Source organism: Rhizobium sp. CFBP 8752, from assembly GCF_014842035.1.
GTDB lineage: Bacteria > Pseudomonadota > Alphaproteobacteria > Rhizobiales > Rhizobiaceae > Neorhizobium > Neorhizobium soli.
Genome location: NZ_JACYUZ010000001.1, coordinates 1233263 through 1255137 on the forward strand (window position 1 = coordinate 1233263; position 21875 = coordinate 1255137).

Annotated in this window: 16 protein-coding genes and 1 pseudogene; 16 read left to right on the forward strand and 1 reads right to left on the reverse strand. The window is 60.6% G+C overall.

Annotation, left to right across the window (positions count from 1 at the left end):
• Nucleotide 1 precedes the first annotated feature (1 nt).
• Genes ftsL through murB form a run of 10 tightly spaced genes read left to right on the forward strand, consistent with a single transcriptional unit; the run spans nt 2 to nt 12392 of the window.
• Nucleotides 2-469, forward strand: a complete 468-nt coding sequence (ftsL, locus tag IFT59_RS05905) for a cell division protein FtsL (protein WP_062581108.1) — start codon at nt 2-4, stop codon at nt 467-469.
• Entirely contained in the window at nt 469-2217 is a 1749-nt protein-coding gene (locus IFT59_RS05910) for a peptidoglycan D,D-transpeptidase FtsI family protein (protein ID WP_062456158.1), read from the forward strand. Before ftsL ends, IFT59_RS05910 begins: the two co-directional genes overlap by 1 nt.
• Before the next feature lie 59 nt (nt 2218-2276).
• Nucleotides 2277-3749: a UDP-N-acetylmuramoyl-L-alanyl-D-glutamate--2,6-diaminopimelate ligase gene (locus IFT59_RS05915; RefSeq protein ID WP_062456161.1), complete on the forward strand. Its 1473-nt coding sequence runs from the start codon at nt 2277-2279 to the stop codon at nt 3747-3749.
• The gene (locus IFT59_RS05920; RefSeq protein WP_113110665.1) at nt 3746-5179 is read left to right on the forward strand and encodes a UDP-N-acetylmuramoylalanyl-D-glutamyl-2,6-diaminopimelate--D-alanyl-D-alanine ligase; all 1434 of its coding nucleotides are present in this window, start codon (nt 3746-3748) and stop codon (nt 5177-5179) included. Before IFT59_RS05915 ends, IFT59_RS05920 begins: the two co-directional genes overlap by 4 nt.
• Before the next feature lie 30 nt (nt 5180-5209).
• The gene (gene mraY / locus IFT59_RS05925; protein ID WP_062456167.1) at nt 5210-6313 is read left to right on the forward strand and encodes a phospho-N-acetylmuramoyl-pentapeptide-transferase; all 1104 of its coding nucleotides are present in this window, start codon (nt 5210-5212) and stop codon (nt 6311-6313) included.
• Between the two features lie 4 nt (nt 6314-6317).
• Nucleotides 6318-7724: a UDP-N-acetylmuramoyl-L-alanine--D-glutamate ligase gene (gene murD / locus IFT59_RS05930; RefSeq protein ID WP_192086338.1), complete on the forward strand. Its 1407-nt coding sequence runs from the start codon at nt 6318-6320 to the stop codon at nt 7722-7724.
• A 2-nt stretch (nt 7725-7726) separates the two neighbouring features.
• Complete coding sequence (ftsW, locus tag IFT59_RS05935) at nt 7727-8881, forward strand: putative lipid II flippase FtsW (protein WP_062456173.1); 1155 nt, start codon at nt 7727-7729, stop codon at nt 8879-8881.
• Nucleotides 8882-8885: 4 nt separating this feature from the next.
• Entirely contained in the window at nt 8886-10010 is a 1125-nt protein-coding gene (gene murG, locus IFT59_RS05940) for an undecaprenyldiphospho-muramoylpentapeptide beta-N-acetylglucosaminyltransferase (protein ID WP_192077030.1), read from the forward strand.
• On the forward strand, nt 10007-11416 hold the full coding sequence (murC, locus tag IFT59_RS05945) for a UDP-N-acetylmuramate--L-alanine ligase (RefSeq protein WP_062456179.1): 1410 nt from the start codon (nt 10007-10009) through the stop codon (nt 11414-11416). The genes murG and murC overlap by 4 nt, the downstream gene beginning before the upstream one ends.
• A 1-nt stretch (nt 11417) precedes the next feature.
• Nucleotides 11418-12392: a UDP-N-acetylmuramate dehydrogenase gene (gene murB / locus IFT59_RS05950; RefSeq protein ID WP_192086339.1), complete on the forward strand. Its 975-nt coding sequence runs from the start codon at nt 11418-11420 to the stop codon at nt 12390-12392.
• 408 nt (nt 12393-12800) lie between these two features.
• On the opposite strand, the pseudogene IFT59_RS05955 reads toward murB, so the two are convergent.
• Nucleotides 12801-14084: pseudogene (locus tag IFT59_RS05955) on the reverse strand (MFS transporter); the annotation flags it as partial.
• A gap of 393 nt (nt 14085-14477) precedes the next feature.
• Here IFT59_RS05955 and IFT59_RS05960 point away from each other — a divergent pair.
• The 6 genes from IFT59_RS05960 to IFT59_RS05985 all read left to right on the forward strand — a co-directional run bounded on the left by IFT59_RS05960 (nt 14478) and on the right by IFT59_RS05985 (nt 21867).
• A complete protein-coding gene (locus tag IFT59_RS05960) occupies nt 14478-15404 on the forward strand; it encodes a D-alanine--D-alanine ligase (RefSeq protein WP_062456188.1) in 927 nt (308 codons plus the stop codon).
• Entirely contained in the window at nt 15392-16312 is a 921-nt protein-coding gene (locus IFT59_RS05965) for a cell division protein FtsQ/DivIB (protein ID WP_062456190.1), read from the forward strand. Before IFT59_RS05960 ends, IFT59_RS05965 begins: the two co-directional genes overlap by 13 nt.
• Nucleotides 16309-17640 carry a cell division protein FtsA gene (gene ftsA, locus IFT59_RS05970; protein WP_062581091.1) on the forward strand — a complete coding sequence of 444 codons (1332 nt, stop codon included), beginning with the start codon at nt 16309-16311 and terminating at the stop codon, nt 17638-17640. The genes IFT59_RS05965 and ftsA overlap by 4 nt, the downstream gene beginning before the upstream one ends.
• Nucleotides 17641-17722: 82 nt before the next feature.
• The gene (gene ftsZ, locus IFT59_RS05975; RefSeq protein WP_192086340.1) at nt 17723-19483 is read left to right on the forward strand and encodes a cell division protein FtsZ; all 1761 of its coding nucleotides are present in this window, start codon (nt 17723-17725) and stop codon (nt 19481-19483) included.
• A gap of 368 nt (nt 19484-19851) precedes the next feature.
• A complete protein-coding gene (gene lpxC / locus IFT59_RS05980; protein ID WP_192086341.1) occupies nt 19852-20808 on the forward strand; it encodes a UDP-3-O-acyl-N-acetylglucosamine deacetylase in 957 nt (318 codons plus the stop codon).
• Between the two features lie 192 nt (nt 20809-21000).
• Nucleotides 21001-21867 carry an outer membrane protein assembly factor BamD gene (locus IFT59_RS05985; RefSeq protein WP_062456202.1) on the forward strand — a complete coding sequence of 289 codons (867 nt, stop codon included), beginning with the start codon at nt 21001-21003 and terminating at the stop codon, nt 21865-21867.
• Nucleotides 21868-21875: the final 8 nt, after the last annotated feature.

Consider the following 21875-nt stretch of genomic DNA (forward strand, 5'->3'; position numbering starts at 1 on the left):
GATGTTGAGAAGCTTCGATCTCGTGCTGATCGGCGTCATGACGGCAACGGCTGTCGTGACCTATTCGATCAAGCATCGCGCCGATGAGAAACTTGAAGAGGTCCGGCGTCTCGAAACCGAGATCAGGCTCGAGAAAGATACGATCGATCTCTTGAGGGCCGACTGGGCGCTTCTAACCCAGCCGAACCGTCTTCACCGGCTGATCGGCGTCTATGGCACCGAGCTCGGCCTTGGCGCGACCGATACGACGCAACTCGCCATGCCCAAGGAATTGCCGATGATGAAGTCGCGTCTGCCGCAGCCCGAGACCACCATCGAGGACATCATTTCCGGCAAGGACAGTGAAGTCGCAGCGGCGCTGAAGGGCGTCGAGGCTGCAAAGTCCAGGCCTCCGTCCAAAATACCGGTACCCAAAAACCGTGGTGCTTCTTCTCTTGATGTTCATTCAACCGGATCGGTGAGACGCTGATGTCCTTCCTGTCACGAATCATGGTTTTGAAGAGCAGGGCGCATTTTTCGGCCGGGGGCCGTGGGCGCCCAACGATGCGCGGTGCGTCGTTCGAAGGCACCCGCAAGCGCAAATCCGCTCAGGCCAAGAACCGCGTCGGTCTCCTGATCGCCGGCTTTGTCGCGTTCTACGGCGTCATCGGCGGACGTCTCGTGCAATACGGCTTTGCGATGCCTGAGGTAACGTCGAGCATTCTGCCGGCAGACCGGTTCATGGCGTCGCGCCCGGATATTGTCGACCGCAACGGCGAGGTGCTGGCCACCGACATCCGCACCGTCTCGCTGTTTGCCGAGCCGCACAAGATCGTCGACGCCGACGAGGTGATCGAAAAGCTCGCGACCGTGCTGAACGATCTCGACGTGAAGGGCACCTATACGAAGCTTCGCTCCAATTCGCATTTCCAGTGGCTGCGCCGCCAGCTGACCCCGAAGCAGCAGAGCCAGATTCTGGCACTCGGCATCCCGGGTATCGGTTTCCGGCCTGAGAAGCGCCGTTTCTATCCCGGTGGCAGAACTGCTGCGCATCTCGTCGGTTACGTCAATATTGACAACCGCGGCGTCGCTGGAATGGAACGCTACATCGATTCCCAGGGTCTCGCGGACCTTGCGGCCGTCGGCATGACCTCCGATCAGCCGCTTGAGCCGGTCAAGTTGTCGATCGATCTGCGCGTGCAGGCAATCGTTCAGCAGGTCGTTGCCGAATCGATCGGCAAATACTCGGCGATCGGTGCAGGCGCCGTCGTCATCGACGTTCACACCGGTGAAATCCTCGGTATGGCATCCGCACCGGATTTCGATCCGAACGACCCGAACGGCGTGGACGCTGAAAAGGGCTGGATGAACCGCATGTCGAACAGCACGTTCGAAATGGGCTCCACCTTCAAATCCTTCACGCTCGCCATGGGTCTCGATGACGGCAAGATGAACCTGCAAAGCTCGTTCGATGCTCGCTTCCCGATCCGCATCGGCGGTTTCACCATCAAGGACTTCCATGGCAAGGGGCGCGTGTTGAGCGTTCCGGAAATCTTCCAGTATTCTTCGAACATCGGCACGGCGAAGATCGCCGACATGGTCGGCATTGCAGGACACAAGGACTTTTTGACGCGGCTTGGACTTCTCAGCCGGATGAAGACCGAACTGCCGGAAATCGCGATGCCAAGTCAGCCGCGCGAATGGAAGAAGATCAACTCCATCACCATCTCGTTCGGTCACGGCGTGTCGACGACGCCGCTGCAGACGGCTGTTGCCGGTGCGGCACTGGTCAACGGCGGCAAGCTCGTTCCGCCGACATTCCTGCCCCGCACCCAGGCGCAGGCCGACGAGATCGCCACCCAGGTCATGAAGCCCACAACCAGCAAGGACATGCGCTTCCTGTTCGAATGGAACGGCATCAACGGATCGGGCCGCAATGCGCGCGTGGCCGGCTTCAATGTGGGCGGCAAGACCGGAACGGCGGACAAGGTCGTCAACGGCCGCTACGCCCACGACAAGAACTTCAACGCGTTTCTGTCGGCCTTCCCGATGGACAATCCGCGCTATGTCGTCCTGTCCTTCAGCGACGAGCCGAAGACCGACAAAGGCAATGGCGCCGCGCTTGCTGCGATGTCCGCAGCACCCATGGTCAAGGAGATCATCGCGCGGTCTGCTCCCATTCTCGGTGTAAAGCCAAAATTCGGCAATGACGGTTCTGCCCTGCTTGTGTCTTATTGAGGATCAAGAACGGGCCCTCGATTCGTGAGGGAGCCTGCTGTTAGATGGAAAGATTACCGATGAAACTGCGCGATCTTGCCGGAGACGATTTTCCGGAAGCGGCCGATATCCTGGCTGGACCAGCCGGTGATGTGGATATTCTCGGTCTTTCCTCGGACAGTCGGCAAATCGCCGAGGGCATGCTGTTCGCAGCTCTTGCTGGATCCAAGGCTGACGGGTCGCGCTTTGTCGACGATGCCGCCGCCAAGGGCGCGGTTGTCGCCATCGCGTCCCATCCGGCAGACAGCAGCATCCCGGTTGTGGTCGTGGACAATCCACGCCGCTTTCTAGCAATCGCTGCCGCTCGGCTGTATGGCGCTCAGCCGGAGACGATGGTTGCGGTAACAGGCACTGCCGGCAAGACTTCGGTTGCCTCTTTCACCCGGCAGATCTGGGCCTATGCCGGCCATGCGGCTGCACAGATCGGCACCACGGGCGTCGTCTCGCCTGATCGCAACGACTACGGCTCGCTGACCACGCCTGATCCCGTCGAGCTTCAGAAGCTGCTGGCGGAACTCGCGTCCGAAGGCGTCACCCACGCGGCGATGGAAGCGTCCAGCCACGGTCTCGACCAGAGCCGTCTCGACGGCGTCAAGCTGTCGGCTGTCGGTTTCACCAATCTTGGCCGCGACCATATGGACTACCATCCGACCGTCGAGAGCTACATGGCCGCCAAGATGCGGCTGTTCGATACGCTGGCACCTGCGGGCGCTCCGGCCGTGATCTTTGCCGACGACCGCTGGACTGAAACTGCGATCGAGGTGGCACTTGCTTCAGGCCTCAGCATCCGGACCGTCGGGCGCAAGGGCGGCTATCTCTGCCTGAAGCGTGTCGAACACTTCCGTCACAAGCAGACCGCGGAGATCCATGCGGACGGCAAGATCTATGAGGTCGATATCCCGCTCGCGGGCGACTTCCAGGTGGCCAATGCGCTGGTTGCCGCAGGACTTGCGATGTCGACCGGCGTTCCGGCCGCTGTTGCCATGGCAGCGCTTGAAAAGCTCGTCGGCGCATCCGGCCGGCTCGAGCTTGTCGGCCAGACGAAGGATGGCGCGCTTGCCTATGTGGATTACGCCCACAAGCCCGATGCGCTCGAGAACGTTCTGAGCTCCGTGCGTCCGTTCACCACCGGCCGCGTGGTCGTTGTGTTCGGCTGCGGCGGAGATCGCGACAAGGGCAAGCGTCCGATCATGGGAGAGATTGCCACCCGCCTTGCGGACGTGGTGATCGTCACCGACGACAATCCTCGCTCCGAGGAGCCGGCCACGATCCGCTCCGAGATCATGGCGGCAGCGCCGGGCGCGGAAGAGATCGCCGACAGGGCAAAGGCAATCCGTCACGCGGTCGGACTGCTCAAAACTGGCGATACGCTGATCGTTGCCGGCAAGGGGCATGAGGAAGGACAGACGGTTGGGGCAACGACATTGCCGTTCTCCGATCATGTCGAAGTGCGCAAGGCATTGCAGGACCTGGCGGAGGGCGTAGCATCGTGAGCTTTCTTTGGACCTCGCAGGAAATGGCCACCGTCATGGACGGCCGGCCGATCGGGCAGATGCCGGAAGGCGTCACCGGTCTTTCGATCGACAGCCGCGGAATCACCGAGGGTGAAGCGTTTTTCGCCATCAAGGGTGACCGGGTCGACGGGCATGACTATGCCAGCATGGCGATCGCCAACGGTGCATCTCTGATCGTCGTTTCAGAAGCGAAGCTGCCGGCAATGGGCCGTCTGACGATCCCGATGATCGTCGTCGAGGACGTGCTGGCCGCACTCGTCAAGCTCGGGATCGCGGCGCGTGACCGCAGTCGCGCCCGTATCGTTGCCGTGACCGGTTCGGTCGGCAAGACCACGACCAAGGAAATGCTGCGCCATGCGCTTGCCCCGTCCGGCAAGGTGCATGCGGCCGTCGCCTCGTTCAACAATCACTGGGGCGTCCCGCTGACGCTCGCACGCATGCCGTCCGATACGGATTTCGGCGTGTTCGAGATCGGCATGAATCATGCCGACGAAATCCGGCCGCTGGTCAAGATGGTGCGCCCGCATGTGGCGATCATCACGACGATCGCGGCTGCCCATCTCGGGCATTTCAACAGTCTCGAAGAGATCGCGGCTGCCAAAGCCGAGATCCTTGAGGGTATCGAGCCCGGCGGAGCTGCCATCCTCAACCACGACAATGCACAGTTTGCGCTGCTGGAACAGAAAGCCCACGAGTTGGGCGTCAGCCACGTCATGACGTTTGGCCAGCATGCAAAGGCCGACTATCGCCTTGCCGATTTCGAGGGCAATGCCGAGAGCTCCGTTATCTGGGCCGTTCTCAATGGCGAGACGAAGGAGTTTGTGATCGGCGCACCTGGCCGCCACATCGCCGAAAATGCCATGGCAGTTTTAGGAGCGGCGCTCCTCCTCGGTGCCGACATGGGCTCGGTGGGGCAGGCGCTGGCCGAACTCAAGGCCGTCAAGGGCAGGGGACAGCGCCATCGTCTCGGTATTGGCGAAGGCCATTTGACGCTGATCGACGAGAGCTACAACGCTAATCCGGCCTCGGTTCGGGCCGCGATCTCCCTGCTCGCAGCGACAGCACCGGAACTCACCGGTCGCCGTATTGCCGTCCTCGGCGACATGCTGGAAATGGGCGAGTTCTCTGCCCAGGTGCACGAAGAGCTGGGCGGGCCATTGCTCGCCTCCGGGATCGAGCACGTCTGGCTCGCCGGCAAGGAAATGGCCGCTCTGCGGGATGCGCTGCCTGATAGTGTCGACGTACAGTATTTCGAAACGACGGACGCACTGACTGAATACGTCGTGCGCTCCGTCATTCCCGGCGACGTGCTGATGGTGAAGTCGTCACTTGGGCTTGGTTTCGGCAAGATCGTTGCCGCGCTGCTTGACAACTACCCGGCTTTTTCCGACACGGACCGCCAACCTTAAGACGACGCGGCTTTTTTGAAAGGGCCCTTTATGCTGATCTGGCTCGTGGAACTGGCAGACAAGATTCAGTTCTTCAACCTGTTCCGATACATCACGTTCAGGACGGGAGCAGCGCTCTTCACCTCGGCGTTCATCGTCTTCATGTTCGGGCCACGGATGATCAATTCGCTCCGAATCCGCCAGGGCAAGGGTCAGCCGATCCGCGCCGACGGACCGCAGACCCATTTCAAGAAGGCCGGTACGCCGACCATGGGCGGGCTGATGATTCTCGCCGGCATCGTCGGCGGATCGTTGCTCTGGGCCGATCTTTCCAACATCTATGTGGTCGCCACGCTGCTCGTGACGCTTGGCTTCGGCGCAATCGGTTTTTACGACGACTATCTCAAGGTCACCAAGCAGACCGACAAGGGATTTTCCGGCAAGGCGCGCCTCGGCATCGAGTTCCTCATCGCCGGCATCGCCGTGTTCTTCATGATGCGACTTGCGATGGTGACGGAGCCTGCGGGAAACCCGCATCTGGCAACCTCGGTCGCCTTTCCCTTCGCCAAGGATTTCCTGATCAATATCGGCTATTTCTTCATCCTGTTCGGTGGCTTCGTCATCGTCGGCGCCGGCAATGCGGTCAACCTGACTGACGGTCTCGACGGGTTGGCGATTGTGCCGGTCATGATTGCCGCCGCGTCGTTCGGGGTGATTGCCTATCTCGTCGGTAACGCCGTCTTTGCAGGCTATCTGCAGATCAATTTTGTCCCCGGAACCGGTGAGCTCGCCGTCATCATGGGCGCGGTGATCGGGGCTGGCCTCGGCTTTCTCTGGTTCAACGCCCCGCCGGCTGCGATCTTCATGGGCGATACCGGTTCGCTGGCACTCGGCGGCCTGATCGGTTCGGTTGCCGTCGCCACCAAGCACGAGATCGTCATGGCGATCATCGGCGGCCTGTTCGTGATGGAAACGATGTCCGTGATCATTCAGGTCGGCTTCTTCAAGATGACCGGCCGGCGTGTGTTCCTGATGGCGCCGATCCATCACCATTTCGAAAAGCTTGGCTGGACCGAAAGCCAGGTCGTGATCCGGTTCTGGATCATCGCCGTCGGCCTCGCGATGCTCGGCCTCTCGACCCTCAAGCTGCGGTGATCCGATGATTCCGGTCACGACATTCAACGGAAAACGTGTCGCGCTTTTCGGTCTCGGTGGTTCGGGACTGGCGACCGCGCAGGCGCTGGTTGCCGGCGGTGCCACGGTTCTGGCCTGGGACGACAATCCTGACAGCGTCGCCAAGGCAAACGTTGCCGGCATCGAGACGGCGGACTTGCGAACCATCGACTGGAGCGCGCAGGCGGCCTTCGTTCTGTCTCCGGGCGTTCCGCTGACCCATCCAAAGCCGCATTGGAGCGCCGATCTGGCGCGTGCTGCCGGCGTCGAGATCATCGGTGATGTGGAGCTTTTCGTGCGCGAGCGCCGGGCGCATGCACCGGACTGCCCGTTCATCGCCATCACCGGCACCAACGGCAAGTCGACCACGACGGCGCTGATTGCGCATATCCTGCGCTCAAGCGGGCGCGACACGCAGCTGGGCGGCAATATCGGGACGGCGATCCTGACGCTCGATCCGCCGAAGGCCGAACGCTATTTCGTCGTCGAATGCTCGTCCTACCAGATCGATCTGGCCCCGACGCTCAATCCCACGGCCGGCATATTGCTCAACCTCACACCTGACCATCTCGATCGTCACGGCACGATGCAGCACTATGCCGACATCAAGGAGCGACTGGTTGCTGGGGCGAAGACCGCCGTCATCGGCGTCGACGACAGCTATTCGACACTGATCGCCGACCGGGTCGAGCGCACAGGCGTCAAGGTTCGGCGCATTTCCAAGCGTAATGCGGTCGCCGATGGTATCTATGCCGAGACAACCCGCCTCATCGAGATGAATGGCGGCGTTTCGTCTGCGCTCGTCGACCTCGATGGCATCCCGACGTTGAAGGGCAGCCACAACGCTCAGAATGCGGCGGCGGCGATTGCTGCCTGCCTGGCGGTCGGCGTCTCTGCGGATGACATCCGCGCCGGTCTGCGGTCATTCCCGGGCCTCAAGCACCGCATGCAGCCGGTCGGGAGACGGGACCATGTTGTTTTCGTCAATGATTCGAAGGCAACGAACGCCGAAGCCGCGGCCCCTGCGCTTTCCAGCTATGAGCGGATCTACTGGATTGCGGGCGGTCTTCCCAAGGAAGGCGGCATCGCAAGCCTCGCACCACTCTTCCAGAATATAACAAAAGTCTATTTGATCGGAGAAGCAGCACCGGCATTCGCAGCAACTCTTGGAGACACGGTCCCTTACGAAATTTCGGGCACGCTCGAACGGGCCGTTACCCATGCAGCCGCAGATGCGGCAGCCGACACTGTTTCGTCGGCAGTGATGTTGTCGCCGGCATGCGCCAGCTTTGATCAGTTTAAGAATTTCGAAGTGCGCGGCGATGCGTTTGTCGCACTCGTCGCAGCTCTCGACAGTGTGGACATGCTGGTCGATACCGGAAAAGGAAACTGAATATGGTAAGCCGCGCAGACCGTGGACCGCTCGCAGACTGGTTCTGGACGATCGACCGTTTTTTCCTGGCGGCCTTTATCATGCTGATGGGCATCGGGTTCATGTTGTCGTTTGCGGCATCGCCAGCCGTTGCCCAGCGCATCGGTCTCTCAGACTTCCACTTCGTCGAACGCCATGCGGTTTTCCTCATTCCGTCACTCGCCATCATGATTGGCCTGTCGTTCCTGACCCCGCGTCAGGTACGAAGGACCGCAATCGTGCTTCTTGCTCTTTCGCTGGCCGCGATGGTTCTGGCGTTGTTCTTCGGCGTCGAGGTCAAGGGGGCGCGGCGCTGGATCGGTGTTGGCGCGCTGTCCATCCAGCCGTCCGAATTCATGAAGCCCGCCTTCGTGGTGGTCTGCGCCTGGCTGTTTTCAGAGCACGCACGGCAGCCTGAAATTCCGGGCAATCTCTTCGCCATCATCCTGTTCGGCATCGTCGCGGCCCTTCTTGTCGCGCAGCCCGACCTTGGGCAGACGATCCTGACCAGCATCGTGTGGGGCGGCATGTTCTTCATGGCCGGCATGCCGTGGCTCTGGATCGTTCTGCTCGGCGGTGTCGGTGTCGGCGGTCTTCTTGCGGCCTATTACATGCTGCCGCACGTGACGGCCCGTTTCGACAAGTTCCTGACCGGCGAAGGCGACCGCTTCCAGGTGGAGACAGCGCATGAGGCGATCGTGCGCGGCAACTGGTTTGGCCAGGGCCCGGGCGAGGGCATCGTCAAGCGGATCCTGCCCGACAGTCACACCGACTTTGTGTTCTCCGTCGCGGCCGAGGAATTCGGCATCATCTTCTGCATGGCGCTTGTTGCAATCTTCGCCTTCATCGTGCTGCGCGGCCTCAAGCATGCCTTCAACGAGCGCAACGACTTCAACCGCTTTGCCGTCGCCGGCCTTGTGCTGCAGATCGGCATACAGTCGATGATCAATATCGGCGTCAATCTCGAGTTGATGCCGGCCAAGGGAATGACGCTTCCGTTGATCTCCTATGGCGGATCGTCGATGATCGCCATATGTGTGACAGCTGGTTTTATTCTGGCACTCACACGTCACCGGCCGGAACGGCGCGCGCAGGAACGCAGCTTGTTCCGCGTCGCGTCCGGAGTTCCCGCGGAGTAGGTATATGAGCAAGGGCATTATTCTGTTAGCCGCCGGGGGAACCGGCGGTCATCTTTTTCCTGCGGAAGCATTGGGTCACGAGCTGAAAGCACGGGGCTTTTCCGTGCATCTGGTGACCGACAGCCGCGCCGAGCGTTTTGCTGGCAAGTTTCCGGCTGATGAGATTCATGTCGTACCGTCGGCGACGTTCGGATCGAAAAATCCGATCGCGATGGCGCGGACTGCCTGGAAGCTCTGGACCGGTCTTCGCGCCGCGCGCAAGCTGATATCGCGTTTGCGGCCGATCGCGGTCGTCGGCTTCGGTGGCTATCCAACAGTCCCGCCATTGATGGCCTCGACCGGCATGGGCGTGCCGACGATCATCCATGAGCAGAATGCAGTGATGGGCCGGGCCAACAAGGCGCTGGCTTCGAGGGTGCAGGCGATCGCTGGCGGGTTTCTTCCCGAAACGACCGGCACATACGCGGCAAAGACCGTAACGACCGGCAATCCCGTGCGCCCCGCGGTTCTGGAAGCCGCAAACGTGCCCTATGTCGCGTCGCGGGGAACTGATCCGTTCCGGCTCGTCGTGTTCGGTGGTAGCCAGGGCGCTCAGTTCTTCTCGTCTGCCGTGCCCACGGCCTTGAGCCTTCTCGATCAATCCGAGCGGGACAGGCTGGTTGTGACACAGCAGGCACGCCCCGAGGATCAGGGCCGTGTCGGCTCGTGCTTCGGCAAGCTGAATTCGAAGGTAGAAATCTCGCCGTTCTTCCCCGACATGGCCGAGCGTCTTGCGGCGGCGCATCTCGTGGTGTGCCGCTCGGGTGCATCGACGGTATCGGAGATCTCGGTGATCGGGCGACCGTCCATTCTGGTGCCCTATCCCTATGCTCTGGATCACGACCAGGCGGCCAATGCGGCGGCGCTCGTTGCGACCGGCGGAGCCGAGGTCGTGGCGCAGTCCGAGCTTTCGCCGGAACGCCTCTCGGCGATGATATCGTCTGCCATGAATGAGCCGGAGCGGCTGGAAAAGACGGCGGCAGCCGCCAAGCGGGCAGGTCGGCCCAATGCGGCGATCGCACTCGCAGACCTCGTCACCGCGGTTGCTGAACGTAAAAATATTGCAGAATTCAAGGGAGTACGGGCATGAAGATGCCGAAGGCTATTGGCCTCGTTCATTTCATCGGCATCGGCGGGATCGGCATGAGCGGTATCGCCGAAGTGCTGCACAATCTCGGCCACAACGTTCAGGGCTCCGACCAGGCCGATAGCGCCAACGTGCAGCGTCTGCGCGACAAGGGCATTCCGGTGTTCGTCGGCCATACCGCCGAAAACCTCGGCGATGCGGAAGTCGTGGTCGTTTCGACAGCGATCAAGAAGAACAATCCGGAACTGGTTGCTGCGCGAGAAAAATCGCTGCCGATCGTCCGGCGCGCGGAAATGCTGGCGGAGCTGATGCGCTTCCGCAACGCGATTGCGATCGGCGGCACGCATGGCAAGACCACCACGACCTCGATGGTCGCGGCGTTGCTCGAAGCCGGCAATCTCGATCCGACGGTCATCAACGGCGGCATCATCAATGCCTACGGCACCAACGCCCGCATGGGCGAGGGCGAGTGGATGGTGGTGGAAGCCGACGAATCGGACGGTACCTTCCTAAAACTGCCCGCTGACGTCGCGGTTGTGACCAATATCGATCCGGAGCATCTCGACCACTACGGCAATTTCGACGCGGTGCGGGCGGCCTTCCGGCAATTCGTCGAGAACGTGCCGTTCTACGGCTTCGGCATTCTCTGCCTCGATCACCCGGAAGTGCAGGCGCTGGTCGGCAAGATCGAGGACCGCAAGGTCGTCACCTATGGCGAGAACCCGCAGGCCGATGCGCGGTTTTCGAACATCCGCATGGAGGGCACCAAGTCGATCTTCGACGTGGAAATCCGTCGCCGTCGCACCGGCCGGATCTTCACCTTCAAGGATCTCGTGTTGCCGATGCCAGGCCGCCACAACATCTCCAACGCAACGGCTGCGATTGCCGTCGCAAACCGGCTCGGGATATCGGAAGAGAATATCCGCAAGGGTCTTGCGAATTTCTCCGGCGTCAAGCGCCGCTTCACCCTGACCGGCACTGTCGACGGCGTTTCCATCTTCGACGATTACGGTCACCATCCGGTCGAGATCAAGGCCGTGCTGAAGGCAGCGCGCGAGGCATGCCAGGGGCGTGTCATCGCCGTCCACCAGCCGCACCGTTTCTCCCGGTTGTCGAGCCTGTTTGACGATTTTGCGAATTGTTTTAACGATGCCGACAGTATCATCCTTGCGCCGGTGTATGCCGCGGGGGAAGATCCGATCGAAGGGGTCAATTCAGAATCGCTGGTGTCGCGGATCAAATCGAGCGGCCACCGCGACGCGCGTTACATGACCTCTCCGAGCGAACTGGCTTCGATCGTCTCCGGCATTGCGAAGCCGGGGGATTTCGTGGTGCTTCTGGGGGCAGGCAACATCACGCAATGGGCTGCGTCGTTGCCGAAGGAACTTGAGAGATTTTCGGGACAGTAGAATGAAACAAGTGAATGGGGAAAAGCTGCTGACGTCACTCGGGGACGGCGTCAAGAACCTGCGTGGTCGTCTGACGCCGAATGCACCGATGGATCGGGTCACGTGGTTTCAAGCGGGCGGACTTGCCGAGCTGATGTTCCAGCCGCATGACGCCGAGGATCTCGCGACTTTCCTCAAGATGCTGCCGCAAGAGGTCCCTTTGACCGTTGTCGGCGTCGGCTCCAATCTGTTGGTGCGTGATGGTGGTATTCCGGGCGTTGTGGTCCGTCTCTCTGCCAAGGGGTTCGGCCAGCTCGATCTCATGGGTGACAACCGGATCAAGGCCGGTGCGATCTGCCCGGACAAGCACCTCGCTGCGATGGCGATGGACAATGGTATCGGCGGGTTTGCCTTCTACTACGGCATACCGGGTTCGATTGGCGGGGCGCTGCGGATGAACGCCGGCGCCAATGGCGGGGAGACTGCCGAGCGGCTGGTCGAAGTCCATGCCGTCGATCGCGAGGGCAACGAGCATGTGCTTTCCAACGAGGACATGGGATACAGCTACCGCCATTCATCGGCTTCCAAGGACCTGATCTTCACCCATGCGGTGTTCGAAGGGTACCCGGAGGACCGTGCCAAGATCCGCGCCGACATGGACGCTGTGCGCCAGCACCGCGAGACCGTGCAGCCGGTCAAGGAAAAGACCGGCGGCTCTACCTTCAAGAACCCGGAAGGCCATTCCGCCTGGAGCCTTATCGACGAGGCCGGCGGCCGCGGCCTGATGAACGGCGGCGCCCAGATGTCGTCGCTGCATTGCAATTTCATGATCAATATCGGCCATGCCACCGGCTATGATCTCGAATATCTCGGCGAGATGGTGCGCCAGCGCGTGTTCGACAAATCGGGCACCAAGCTGGAGTGGGAGATCAAGCGCCTCGGTATCTTCATGCCGGGCCGGGAAGTGCGGCCCTTCCAGGGTGCGACGACGGAGTAGCTATAACTAGTCCTTCTTCAAGGATGGGCGAATGACGCTGATACACAACGAGCGAACCAAACTTCTGGCAAATTCGCTGGACAGGCTTTCGACGGCCTGTGTGGCCGCGGGTTTCATAGCTCCGGCTGTCTCGCTTTCCAACGGAGCAGCGTCGGCTGGTATCTCGCTGTCTATCGCCCTTTCGACGCTGGCTTGGATTTCCGGCGGTTTGCTACTACATTGGGGTGCAAGACGTGCTCTTGGAGAGTTGATCTCATGAACGCACCCACTTTCTTCTTCCTGTATGTCCTGCCCTTTGTGATCGCTGGAGCGGGTTGGGTTGCCGTCTTGCTTGCGGAGCGAAGCAGCCGTCGCAAGCACCGGCTACATCCAGGAGAGTGACAGTTCACACAAGAAAAAGCCAGCGANCAGGAGGATGCAGACCAGCGTGATCACGGCAGCGATGCCGAGATAGTAGCCGACATAGGCCATGCCGTAATTGGCCTGGAGGTAGGTTGCGATATAGGGCGCGAGCGACGCGCCGAAGATGCCGGCGAGGTTGAAGGTGATCGACGAGCCCGTATAGCGGACCGCGGTCGGGAAGGGAGCGGCCAGTGCCGTTCCGATCAGGCCATAGGTCATGCCCATCAGCACCATCGCCAGTACGACGAACAGGAAGATCATGCCTTCGCCATTGGTCATCAGTGCCGGCAGGACAAACGAGAACAGCCCGATCAGCACCGTCGTCACGATCAGCATCTCGCGGCGTCCGTAGCGGTCACCCAGCTTGCCAACGATCGGAATGAAAATGCCGAACACGATCGAGCCGAGCAACTGCACCTCGAGCGCATCGAGGAACGGCATCTTCAGGATCTTGACGTTGTAGGACAGAAGATAGGCCGAGCCGATGTAGAACAGCACGAAGGTTGCAAGCGCCACGAAAGTGCCAAGCGCCAGGCTGCGCTTGTGCGTGCGGAACAGTTCCACGACCGGGATCTCGACCCGCTCCTGCTTGTCGATCGTCTTCTGGAAGGCTGGCGTCTCGGTGATCGAGAGGCGTACCCAAAGGCCAACGGCAATCAGCAGGATCGATGCAATGAACGGAATGCGCCAGCCCCAGGATAGAAGCGCTTCCTGCGACATGAAGTGCAGCAGGATCCAGAACACGCCCGAAGACAGGAACAGGCCGACAGGAGCGCCAAGCTGCGGGAACATGCCGTACCAGGTGCGCTTACCCGGAGGTGCGTTTTCGGTCGCGAGCAGAACAGCACCGCCCCATTCGCCGCCGAGGCCAAAGCCCTGGCCGAAACGGCAAAGCGCCAGAAGCAGCGGTGCTGCCACGCCGATCGTCTCATAGGTCGGCAGCAGGCCGATGATCACGGTGGAAATGCCCATGGTCAAAAGTGCGGCAACCAGCGTTGTCTTGCGTCCGATCCGGTCACCGAAATGGCCGAACACGACGGCACCGAGCGGGCGGGCAAAAAATGCGATCGAGAAGGTTGCGAACGAGGCAAGCAGTGCGGTCGTCGGATCGCTGTTGGGGAAGAACAGCGCCGGGAAGACGAGGACCGCAGCCGTCGCGTAAACGTAGAAATCGAAGAACTCGATCGTCGTGCCGACCAGGCTGGCCGTCAGGACGCGTGCAGGAGAATTCATTGCAACATGCGCTAACGGCTCAGCTGACGGCGAAGCGGGAGGCGTCGCGTTTGTCATACTGATTCCAATTCAGGAGATTTAAATATGCGGCTCTCTAGGAGTACCGGCTGCGACATACAGCAGTTTTCTGACGAGTAAAACAAAAAACGCGCAATAAACGGCACGTTTTTACCCCTGATCCATTGCGATCTTACCGCGCTCGAGCAGCTGTTCGAGCTCCATGTCCCGTGCGGTACCATGCGACCTCAAGTCCTGCATTAACCATTTCAAAATCTAATTTGTGCTTCAATTTCAGCCTGTTGGGTTCTCCCATTAAGGAAAGTAAACGATTTGTTAACCATTTTGGTGCACCAATAGCCTGGCGATCAGATCTGAGAAAGAATCGTTGGTCGTACAAGTTTGGCGCAAGCGATGTCGCTTAAGCCTAAAGCCCTTTTCCGGGAGTGGTTGATGAACGACATGCATGTGGCTGTATTGATGGGAGGGTTTTCCTCCGAGCGGCCGGTCAGCCTGTCTTCCGGCAACGCCTGTGCTGAGGCTTTGGAAGGCGAGGGTTACAAGGTGACGCGGGTTGATGTCGATCGTGATGTCGCAGCGGTTCTTGCCAGCCTGCGCCCGGATGTCGCCTTCAATGCGCTGCATGGTCCCTTCGGTGAAGATGGCACCATCCAGGGCGTGCTCGAATATCTCGAGATCCCCTATACGCATTCCGGCGTTCTGGCCTCCGCTCTCGCGATGGACAAGCAGCAGGCAAAGCACGTGGCTAAGGCTGCCGGTATTCCTGTTGCTGAAGCCAAGGTCATGGATCGCCATGAGTTTACCAATGAGCATCCGATCGCCACGCCTTACGTCGTCAAGCCGGTGCGCGAAGGCTCGTCCTTCGGCGTCGTCATCGTCAAGGAAGGCCAGTCTCACCCGCCGCAGATCATTACCTCGCCGGAATGGAAATACGGCAGCCAGGTGATGGTCGAGCGTTATGTCTATGGCCGCGAGCTGACCTGCGGCGTCATGGGCGACGTGGCGCTGGGTGTGACGGAAGTCATCCCGAACGGTGATGCGTTCTACGACTACGATGCGAAATATGCCGTCGGTGGTTCGAGCCACGTCATTCCCGCACAAATTTCACCAAATATTTACCAAAAAATTCAATCCTTGGCGCTTGAGGCGCATCGGGCAATGGGGTGCCGTGGCGTCAGTCGTTCGGACTTTCGCTTCGACGACCGGTTTTCCGAAGACGGCGAAGTCATCTGGCTCGAAATCAACACCCAGCCCGGGATGACGCCGACCTCGCTTGTGCCTGAGATGGCTGTTCATGCTGGTCATACTTTTGGTGGTCTCGTCCGTTGGATGGTGGAGGACGCGTCGTGTTTGCGTTGAATAGCAAAAAAGCTGACGATCACGGCCGGGCAAACTATCTCGGCGCTGAAGAGCGTCGTGTACTGCCGCGTCCACTGCGCCGCGTCGTCCGCTTCGGCTTGAGCCTTGCGACGGGCCGCATCCATATCCCTGATCATACCGGCACGTTCGCGACTTTCGGTTTCTTCGCGGTTGTCGGCCTCTACGGAATGTCGCTCGGCGGCCATGCCCAGACGGTTGCCCAGGCGACGACAGCGGCCGTCGGTTTCGCCATCGAAGACGTTCGCGTCTCGGGCAATGACCAGACGTCGGAAATCGACATCCTGCAGCTTCTCGGTCTCGATGGCACGACCTCGCTGGTCGCTCTCGATGTCGATCAGGCGCGCCGCAAGCTGTCCGAGCTTCCCTGGGTTCGCTATGCCGAAGTCCGCAAAGTCTATCCGCGCACGATCGAAGTCATGCTCAAGGAGCGCGAAGCTTTCGGGATCTGGCAGAACGGTTCGGATCTCGCTCTGATCGAAAAGAACGGTTCCATCATCGCGCCGCTGCGGGACAGCAAGTTCGCTTCCCTGCCGCTGTTCGTGGGTCGTGAAGCAGACAAGGCCGCATCCGCTTTTGTCGATCAGATGGCTGCGTGGCCGGAGCTTCGCTCGCGGGTAAAGGCGTACGTCCGCGTCGCCGGTCGTCGCTGGGATTTGCACATCGACAACGGCGTTGTCCTGAAGCTGCCGGAAACCCAGGTCGAGACCGCGCTCAGCGTGCTGGCTCGTCTGGAAAAGGAAGAACGGATCCTGGAGCGTGACATCGCTGCCGTCGATCTTCGCCTGCACGACCGCACAACCGTTGAACTTACTTCTGCCGCCACCGAACGCCGCAACGAGGCAGTCGAGGCACGCACGAAGGCGTTGAAGAAGGCAGGAGAGACGTGAGTGTATTCGGTTCTTCCAATTACGGGCTTCCGCACATGAAGCCACTGTCTTCCAAGCGCAGCCACATCGTTTCGGTGCTCGACATCGGCTCGACCAAGGTCGTGTGCATGATTGCGCGGCTGACGCCAAAGCAGGAAAGCCAGATCCTGCCGGGTCGGACCCATCATGTCGAGATCATCGGCATCGGCCACCAGCGTTCGCGCGGCGTCAAGTCCGGCGTCATCGGCGATCTCGATGCGGCGGAAAGCGTCGTCCGTCTCGCGGTTGACGCTGCAGAGCGCATGGCCGGCCTCACGGTCGACAGCCTCATCGTCAATGTTTCTGCCGGTCGTCTGACCAGCGACGTCTATACGGCATCGATCGACCTCGGTGGACAGGAAGTCGAATCGGCCGATCTGAAGCGTGTTCTCGTCGCCGCCAGCCAGAAGTCGGCTCGCCAGGACCGCGCAATCCTTCACTCGCTGCCGACCGGCTTCACGCTGGATGGCGAAGTCGGGATCCGCGATCCGCTGGCGATGTACGGCGATATGCTGGGCGTCGATATGCATGTCGTCACCGCCGAGCGCGTGATGCTGCGTAACCTTGAGCTCTGCATCAACCGGGCGCATCTGTCCGTCGAGGGTATGGTGGCAACGCCTTATGCCAGCGGCCTTGCAGCCCTTGTCGACGACGAAGTCGAACTGGGCTGTGCAGCGATCGACATGGGCGGCGGCACGACAACAATTTCGGTGTTTGCCGAAGGCAAGCTCGTTCATACGGATGCGATCGGTCTCGGTGGCCATCACGTCACCACGGACCTTGCCCGCGGTCTTTCGACCCGGATCGAGGATGCCGAGCGGATGAAGGTCGTGCATGGCTCGGCCGTCTCCAACGGTGCAGACGACCGCGACATGATTTCGGTTCCACCGATCGGCGAGGACGACCGCGACCAGCCGACCCAGGTTCCACGCTCGCTCGTCACCCGAATCGTCAAGGCCCGCATCGAAGAAACGCTGGAACTGATTCGTGACCGGATCCAGAAATCGGGTTTCAGCCCGATCGTCGGCAAGCGCGTGGTTCTGACGGGCGGTGCCAGCCAGTTGACCGGCCTGTCGGAGACGGCCCGTCACATTCTGGCCCGCAATGTTCGTATTGGTCGTCCGATGGGCATTTCCGGCTTGCCGGCTGCCGCCAAGGGCCCGGCCTTTTCGACGGCCGTCGGACTGATGATCTACCCGCAGGTCGCGGACCTCGAAACACATGCATCCCAGAGCGGCCTGATCGGCTCGCTCGGAAATGGAAACGGCCGTCTCGCCCGCGTCGGGCAATGGCTCAAGGAAAGTTTTTGACCCGGGCTCTGCTCCCGGATCAGAGAAGTTGCAATGAATTGGCCAGCTCGGCAATGCGGCCACGAGAAGAAGGACAGGTACAATGACGATCAAGCTTCAAAAGCCTGATATTACCGAGCTGAAGCCTCGGATCACCGTTTTCGGCGTCGGCGGCGGCGGCGGCAATGCCGTCAACAACATGATCACCGCAGGGCTGGAAGGCGTCGATTTCGTCGTTGCCAATACCGATGCCCAGGCGCTGACCATGACCAAGGCCGAGCGGATCATCCAGATGGGTGTGCAGGTCACCGAAGGTCTCGGCGCAGGTTCGCAGCCGGAAGTCGGTCGCGCTGCCGCTGAGGAATGCCTCGACGAGATCATCGATCATCTTAACGGAACTCATATGTGCTTCGTCACCGCCGGCATGGGCGGCGGCACCGGCACCGGTGCTGCTCCAGTCGTTGCACAGGCTGCCCGCAACAAGGGTATCCTCACGGTTGGCGTTGTTACCAAGCCGTTCCACTTCGAAGGCGGTCGCCGCATGCGGCTTGCCGAACAGGGCATCCAGGAACTGCAGAAGTCGGTCGACACGCTGATCGTCATTCCGAACCAGAACCTATTCCGCATCGCCAACGACAAGACGACGTTTGCCGACGCCTTCGCCATGGCCGACCAGGTTCTCTATTCGGGCGTTGCCTGCATCACCGACCTGATGGTCAAGGAAGGCCTCATCAACCTCGACTTCGCGGACGTTCGTTCCGTGATGCGCGAAATGGGCCGTGCGATGATGGGCACCGGCGAAGCTTCCGGTTCGGGCCGTGCGATGCAGGCAGCTGAAGCTGCTATCGCCAACCCGCTGCTCGACGAAACCTCGATGAAGGGTGCACAGGGCCTGCTGATCTCCATCACCGGTGGTCGCGACCTGACGCTGTTCGAAGTCGACGAAGCGGCAACCCGCATCCGCGAGGAAGTCGATCCGGACGCCAACATCATCCTCGGCGCAACCTTCGACGAAGCGCTGGAAGGCATCATCCGCGTCTCCGTCGTTGCCACCGGCATCGACCGCGCCCATGGCGAAGTCGACCTGCGTGCCGCTGAAATGCGCGCAGCCCAGAAGCCGATTATCCGTCCTTCGGCGGCCGTTGCTCCGGCTCCGGCCGCACAGCAGCCTGTCATGATGCAGGCACCGGTTCAGGCCGCAGCGCCTGCGCCAATGGCTCCGAAGGCAGTCGATCCGATCGCCGAGACCATCCGCCAGGCCGAAGCCGACATGGAACGCGAACTGGCTATCCCACAGCCGGTCTTGCAGCAGCCTGCAGCGCCCGCGCCGCAGCCTGTCATGCAGCAGCAGCCGCCGGCCGAAGAGGCTTTCCGTCCGCAGAGCCGTCTGTTCGCACAGTCTGCACCGGTTGAAGCCGCTCCGCAGGTTTCGCGCCCGGCTCCGCAGATGACGCAGCAGCCAGCACCGCGCATGACACAGCCGGTTCAGCAGGAACCTGTCTACCGCGAACCCGTCATGGAACCGGTCCGCATGCCGAAGGTCGAGGATTTTCCGCCGGTCGTAAAGGCCGAGATGGATCACCGCACGCAGCCTGCCAGCCATGTGCAGGAAGAGCGCGGCCCGATGGGTCTTCTGAAGCGAATCACCAACTCGCTTGGCCGTCGTGATGAAGAAGAGCATGTCGAACCGGCCGCCGCTCCGGCGCCGGCTCAGCAGCAGCGCCGTCCGCTGTCGCCTGAGGCAAGCCTCTACGCACCGCGTCGTGGCAACCTCGACGATCACGGTCGTTCGGTTCCGCAGAGCTCGCAGCATGACGACGATCAGCTCGAAATTCCGGCATTCCTTCGACGTCAGTCGAACTGATTTGTGGGAGCGTCGCAGCGTCAGCGCGCGGCGTTCAACAAATGTCTGCAGAGCCCGGGTCGTTGCACCCGGGCTTTGTGTATCCGCACGCCTGAGGCGTTAAGGATTTTGTCCTGAACCTCTGGAAAAGCTGCCTTAATTCAAGTTGTTAACCGGTAGACGTCCGCGTTTGTGCCTTGAGTCCTAACACCGCGGCATTCTGCGGGTTAGTGGCGTAACAATCCGATACGAACAGTGATTTGGAATGTTAAAGACGCCTGCGTATGTAAGACGATAAGTGATGCTGACATGAACGTTTGAGAGGCGTTGTCGCCGGTATCTAACCAAGCTCGATCCCAGACTAGGGGTCTTGAGAGAAGGCATTAGGAATGACCATCGGATTGCTCGGTTTCCAGACCACCATCGCGGCCCCGGTTTCTTTGACCGGTATTGGCGTGCATTCGGGGTCTCCGGTCAGCATCACATTCCAGCCTGCTGAAGCCAATTCCGGTATCATCTTCGCGCGTCAGTTTGATGACGGATCTTCTGCCGAATACCGCGCCGTTTCCTCTCAGGTTGGTCCGACCGATCTCTGCACGATCCTCGGTTCATCGCCGGCCACCTGGGTTGCCACGATCGAACACGTGATGGCAGCACTCTACGCGCTCGGGATCGACAACGTGACTGTCGATGTCGATGGCGCCGAAATGCCGATCATGGACGGCAGCTCCTACCCTTTCATCGATGCGATCGAACAGGTCGGCATCGTCAATCTCAATGTGAAGCGTCGCTACATCCGTGTCATCAAGCCGGTCCGAATCGAATCGGGCGCGTCCTGGTCCGAGTTCCGGCCGCATGATGGTACCCGCTTTGAAGTCGAGATCGATTTCGCATCTCCGCTGATCGGCCGTCAGAGCTGGATCGGTGAACTGACCGCAGCGCGGTTCAAGCAGGATCTTTCACGGGCTCGTACATTCGGCTTCATGCGTGACGTCGAGCGCCTTTGGGCTGCTGGCTACGCTCTCGGTTCGTCGCTTGAGAATTCCGTCGTCATTTCCGATGACGAAACGGTCGTGAACGTCGAGGGTCTTCGTTACCAGGACGAATTCGTGCGCCACAAGACGCTGGACGCGGTTGGCGATCTTGCGCTTGCCGGCGCTCAGTTCATCGGCTGCTACCGCTCCTATCGCGGCGGCCACAAGATGAACGCCAATGCGCTGAAAGCTCTGCTCAACGATCCGACGGCTTATGAGATCGTCGAAGCGCCATCGTCGCGGGTTGCGCGCGTGAGGGCCGGAGATTTCGTTCCGGTCAGCGTCAGTGAACTGGCGCCGTCTTTTGCTTGAATAACAACTCCAGTCGACTTGGCCGCTTCCGTTGGAAGCGGCTTTTCTTTTGAATAGCCATGTGTGCTGCGGTCGGTGCCACAAAAATGCGTTAATGGGTGAGCATTGCGTTGCTCTGCCAATACTTTTATGGCTAGAACGACCTGCTTTCGGGCAGCAGGGCAAAACGGGCGGGACATCGGGAATTGTCGAATGGCGTATGCGAAGGCTGTAGAAATGCGTAGAGCGGCAAGGATCGCACTTGTATCGTTGGTGTTTGCGGGTGCCGGTCTCGGCCTTACCGCATGCCAGTCGGACAAAGACATCGACATCACCAAGCTCGGTTTCGAAAGCGAGTCGCCCGAGGCCCTCTACAATCAGGGCCTTGCCAACATGAAGGCGGGCAATATCGTCGAAGCGAGCCGCAAGTTCGACGCCATCGAGAAGCAGAACCCGTTCACCGAATGGGGCCGCAAGGCGCTCGTCATGAGCACGTTCAGCAAGTATCGCATGGGCCGCAACGACGAAGCCATCACCGTCGGTAACCGCTATCTCAACCAGTACCCGCGCTCCGCAGATTCGGCCTACGTGCAGTATCTGGTCGGCCTTGCCTATTCCAAGCAGGTCGCCGACGTCACGCAGGACCAGAAGGCCGCCAACAACACGATCGATGCGATGACCAAGGTCGTCCGTGATTATCCCGATTCGGAATATGTCGAGGATGCGCAGGCCAAGATCCGCTTTGCGCGTGACCAGCTTGCCGGCAAGGAAATGCAGGTCGGGCGATACTATCTCGAGCGCAAGGAATATCTTGCCGCCATCTCGCGCTTCCGCAGGGTCGTCGAGACCTTTTCCAATACCAACCAGGTTGAAGAAGCCCTCGCGCGTCTGACGGAAACCTATTACGCGATGGGCATCGTCGAAGAGGCGCAGACCGCCGCAGCCGTGCTTGGCCGCAACTATCCGGACAGCCAGTGGTACGCAGACTCCTACAAGCTGCTTCAATCTGGCGGCGTTCAGCCGCGCGAGAACAAGGGCTCGTGGATTGCGCGTGCCGGCGCAAAGCTCGTCGGCGCCTGAGACCTTTC

What these genes read in the sequence shown, in the direction of transcription:
- ftsL (WP_062581108.1), top strand. Translation starts at nt 2, where the DNA reads ATGTTGAGAAGCTTCGATCTCGTGCTGATCGGCGTCATGACGGCAACG.
- IFT59_RS05910 (WP_062456158.1), top strand. Translation starts at nt 469, where the DNA reads ATGTCCTTCCTGTCACGAATCATGGTTTTGAAGAGCAGGGCGCATTTT.
- IFT59_RS05915 (WP_062456161.1), top strand. Translation starts at nt 2,277, where the DNA reads ATGAAACTGCGCGATCTTGCCGGAGACGATTTTCCGGAAGCGGCCGAT.
- mraY (WP_062456167.1), top strand. Translation starts at nt 5,210, where the DNA reads ATGCTGATCTGGCTCGTGGAACTGGCAGACAAGATTCAGTTCTTCAAC.
- murD (WP_192086338.1), top strand. Translation starts at nt 6,318, where the DNA reads ATGATTCCGGTCACGACATTCAACGGAAAACGTGTCGCGCTTTTCGGT.
- ftsW (WP_062456173.1), top strand. Translation starts at nt 7,727, where the DNA reads ATGGTAAGCCGCGCAGACCGTGGACCGCTCGCAGACTGGTTCTGGACG.
- murG (WP_192077030.1), top strand. Translation starts at nt 8,886, where the DNA reads ATGAGCAAGGGCATTATTCTGTTAGCCGCCGGGGGAACCGGCGGTCAT.
- murC (WP_062456179.1), top strand. Translation starts at nt 10,007, where the DNA reads ATGAAGATGCCGAAGGCTATTGGCCTCGTTCATTTCATCGGCATCGGC.
- murB (WP_192086339.1), top strand. Translation starts at nt 11,418, where the DNA reads ATGAAACAAGTGAATGGGGAAAAGCTGCTGACGTCACTCGGGGACGGC.
- IFT59_RS05960 (WP_062456188.1), top strand. Translation starts at nt 14,478, where the DNA reads ATGAACGACATGCATGTGGCTGTATTGATGGGAGGGTTTTCCTCCGAG.
- ftsZ (WP_192086340.1), top strand. Translation starts at nt 17,723, where the DNA reads ATGACGATCAAGCTTCAAAAGCCTGATATTACCGAGCTGAAGCCTCGG.
- lpxC (WP_192086341.1), top strand. Translation starts at nt 19,852, where the DNA reads ATGACCATCGGATTGCTCGGTTTCCAGACCACCATCGCGGCCCCGGTT.
- IFT59_RS05985 (WP_062456202.1), top strand. Translation starts at nt 21,001, where the DNA reads ATGGCGTATGCGAAGGCTGTAGAAATGCGTAGAGCGGCAAGGATCGCA.